The organism is Acinetobacter sp. GN11, from assembly GCF_054823985.1.
In genome coordinates, this window is the sequence record NZ_JRVL01000313.1 from 1,212 (window position 1) to 4,463 (window position 3,252).

The following is a 3,252-nucleotide window of genomic DNA, read 5'->3' on the forward strand; positions in this document are numbered from 1 at the left end:
TCTTTTATTTGCTTAAAAAAAGAGTGAAGGCATTTTTATCTCATTCATATACAACAAGAATTTTTATAACGGTAAAACTATGCCACATTCAGATCTCCCATTTCGTGCTTTAAATGTGCTTCACACTTCCCGATATCTGTTTAACAACTATGGCTTTCATAATGTCGGGGTTGACCGAATTATTGAGTCGGCGAAAATCCCAAAAGCGACTTTTTATAATTACTTTCACTCAAAAGAAAGGCTAATTCAAATGAGTTTAACCTTTCAAAAAGACGGTCTAAAACATGAGGTACTTTCAATCATTCATGTTCAAAAAGACTTAACACTGCTTGAAAAGCTTCGCAAAATTTACTTTTTACATGCCGATTTAGAAGGGCTCTACCATTTGCCTTTTAAAGCTATTTTTGAAATTGCGAAAACGCATCCAAAGGCATATGAGGTGGTCGTTGAATATCGAAACTGGTTTATTAATGAAATCTATAAACTGCTTTTAACAAGCAACGCAAATGCTTCAAAACAAGATGCTCACATGTTTCTATTTGTGATTGATGGGGCAATGGTTCAGCTTTTAGATCCAAACAAGCCAGATGAAAGAGAGAAGTTGTTGGATTATTTTTTAATTTCTTTGGGGTAAATTAGATGAGGAAAGATACTAAAAATCTTACCTAAAGCCAGCAATAGACTAATAGCTGCATCAAAATAAGCACCTATTGTATGCGATCAGAATACGATTTAAGTAAGTCTATTTAATAAAAAGTAATAGTCTGCATAAGCTTTTTTGTAGAAATATCATTGGCTACAGTTGTTGGGTAGCCTTCCTACAACTATCAAGTCTTTAGTCACTTTTGAGCAACAATGTCTAAAAGCGTTTAAATTAATTATTTTTGTATTATATGATTGTTTTTAGATAAAAAGGAATAGCGAGATGGTTTTGAAAACTCCTGAACCTGTTTGCTTTGCGGAAATTATTACGAATATGCTTAGGGGCAAATGGTCTATACATATTTTGCACACTTTGAGATTACAAGGCGCATTAAATTTTAATAGCCTACATCGAAGTATTTCAGGAATTTCTACGAAAGTTTTAAATGAGCAACTTGGCTATTTAACGGTTGCAGGTGTTTTACAACGCGTTCCTACAAACAATCCTCGGCAAGAAGTCATCTATTCTTTTACAGAACAGGGGCGAGAGTTATGTGTTGTGTTAGATACTCTGGATGAGTTAGCTAGACGATGGCAAACTCCTCAAATGACGATGGAAATATCTCATCAAGACAGTTAGGAAACTAAATCTTGAATTTATTTTTATTGTAGCTCATTAATTTTAATAAAATATTTATCTTCTAAGTTTGATTCTTGGTAGTAGTTACAAATTTGTATGTAATTTACGGCTTAAATCATCTCAAGCATAATCTAAAACGCTATCCATTCTTTAATAGGCTTGGTGATGCTTCAAAGGATGAACTGATAATTAAAAGAGTGTGAAAATTGTTTAGCTACAAAGTCACTCAAATTGCTGCTAGGAAAATATATGATGAAAAGATTAAATGTATTTACGCATATCGCTTTGGGCCTAGTTATAACATTAGGTTCTGCTACCAGCCAAGCAGCTTCTGCATTGTCAAAAAAAGATGCAAAAGAGCTGGCTCAATATAGAGAAGCAGAACGTATCGGTAAGGAACATCTGGTTAAATTTGATACCTTAGATTTTGATGTTTATAGCAATCAAAAATGGGATCGTTTTAAAGAAAGTCATGCAGCTAACATTCGCGTACATTATCCAGATGGAAGTACAACAGTTGGAATTCCAGATCATATTGTTGAATTGAAAAAAATGTTCGTGTTTGCACCTAATACCAAAATCAAAACACATCCTGTACGCATTGCTTCTGGAGAGTGGACTAGTGTTATTGGTGAAATGGAAGGTACATTTAGTCAACCAATGCCAATTGCTAATGGCAAAACAATTCCACCTACGGGTAAAGCATTTAAATTGAAAATGGTAACAGTAGGCCATTGGAAGAATGGCACCATGGATGAAGAGTATTTATTTTGGGATAACCAATCATTCATGCAGCAAATTGGTTTAGGGCAATAAGTCTTTGTGAATATTCAACTTCTTGTTGAAGCGTAATCTGTTAGTAGTGATAACTTTTAATATTGTCTGATCCATTGAAGTTATCACTATTCAAATTTCACTCATATAGATGATTTAGACTTTGAAATAGGGTTAAATGATTTTATGGATTTATTTATAACAAAAAATTCAGTGCCTTATAAAATGCCAGTTGTTTTTCTTGGTCATGGCACGCCAATGAATGCTATTGAGACAAATAAATATAGTTTGGTGTGGAAAGAACTGGGTTTAAATCTACCAAAGCCTAAGGCAATTTTAGCAATTTCAGCACATTGGTACACCAACGGGATTGCGGTAACTGCAATGCAGCATCCAAAGACGATCCATGATTTTGGTGGTTTTCCCAAAGCTCTATTTGATTTTGAATATCCCGCTCAAGGAGATGCTGAGTTAGCTCAACAAATTACAGACTTATTGTCCCCTGAGCAGGTCATATTGGATCAAGGTTGGGGGCTTGATCATGGTACTTGGTCTGTATTAGCCCATCTCTATCCAAAGGCAGATATTCCAGTGGTGCAGTTAAGTATTGATTCAAGACTTTCTGGTCCCGAACATGTGAAGTTGGCTCGCAAACTAAGTGAATTACGAAAACAAGGCATATTAATTTTAGGCAGTGGTAATGTTGTTCATAACCTCTATAAAATGAATTGGCAGAGTGATGCTCCATATTATGAGTGGGCGACACAATTTAATGAAAGTGTGAAAGAAAATCTACTTGAACATAATATAGATAGGCTTGCTGATTATATGCGCTTACCAGGTGCAGACATGAGTGTGCCAACAGCTGAACATTATTTACCATTTTTATATATTGCAGCATTAATGGAGGAGGAAGATCCAATTCATATTTTAGTGGATGGTCTACAAGGGAAATCGATAAGTATGTTTTCGGTGCAAATTGGTTAAGTAGAGATGACTATTTTTTTATTACTTTAGGGTAGGTGTGGTGAGAACAGAGCTAATAAAAGATACTAAAAATCTTACCTAAAGCCAGAAATAATCGCGGCCGATTTATTTCCATATTTATAATATTTTGTAAAATTACTTTGAATGCTTTTAGATAGATACCACTTTAACTAAACTCGAAAAGCTCTTATAACAATAGGAGTTTTCAT

The 3,252-nt window shown here is 34.5% G+C and carries 4 protein-coding genes; all 4 read left to right on the plus strand.

Translation table 11 applies throughout. The features are described 5' to 3' along the window. The first annotated feature begins 79 nt into the window (after positions 1-79). Complete coding sequence (locus tag NL42_RS18715) at positions 80-634, plus strand: TetR/AcrR family transcriptional regulator (RefSeq protein WP_461313891.1); 555 nt, start codon at positions 80-82, stop codon at positions 632-634. A 291-nt stretch (positions 635-925) separates the two neighbouring features. Then, complete coding sequence (locus NL42_RS18720) at positions 926-1,282, plus strand: winged helix-turn-helix transcriptional regulator (RefSeq protein WP_461313892.1); 357 nt, start codon at positions 926-928, stop codon at positions 1,280-1,282. Positions 1,283-1,531: 249 nt separating this feature from the next. Then, a complete protein-coding gene (locus NL42_RS18725; protein WP_461313893.1) occupies positions 1,532-2,098 on the plus strand; it encodes an ester cyclase in 567 nt (188 codons plus the stop codon). 183 nt (positions 2,099-2,281) lie between these two features. Next, positions 2,282-3,043: a 4,5-DOPA-extradiol-dioxygenase gene (gene ygiD, locus NL42_RS18730; protein WP_461313894.1), complete on the plus strand. Its 762-nt coding sequence runs from the start codon at positions 2,282-2,284 to the stop codon at positions 3,041-3,043. Positions 3,044-3,252: the final 209 nt, after the last annotated feature.

Excerpts from the sequence above, each read along its gene's own strand:
- NL42_RS18715 (WP_461313891.1), top strand. The coding sequence starts at position 80 with ATGCCACATTCAGATCTCCCATTTCGTGCTTTAAATGTGCTTCACACT.
- NL42_RS18720 (WP_461313892.1), top strand. The coding sequence starts at position 926 with ATGGTTTTGAAAACTCCTGAACCTGTTTGCTTTGCGGAAATTATTACG.
- NL42_RS18725 (WP_461313893.1), top strand. The coding sequence starts at position 1,532 with ATGATGAAAAGATTAAATGTATTTACGCATATCGCTTTGGGCCTAGTT.
- ygiD (WP_461313894.1), top strand. The coding sequence starts at position 2,282 with ATGCCAGTTGTTTTTCTTGGTCATGGCACGCCAATGAATGCTATTGAG.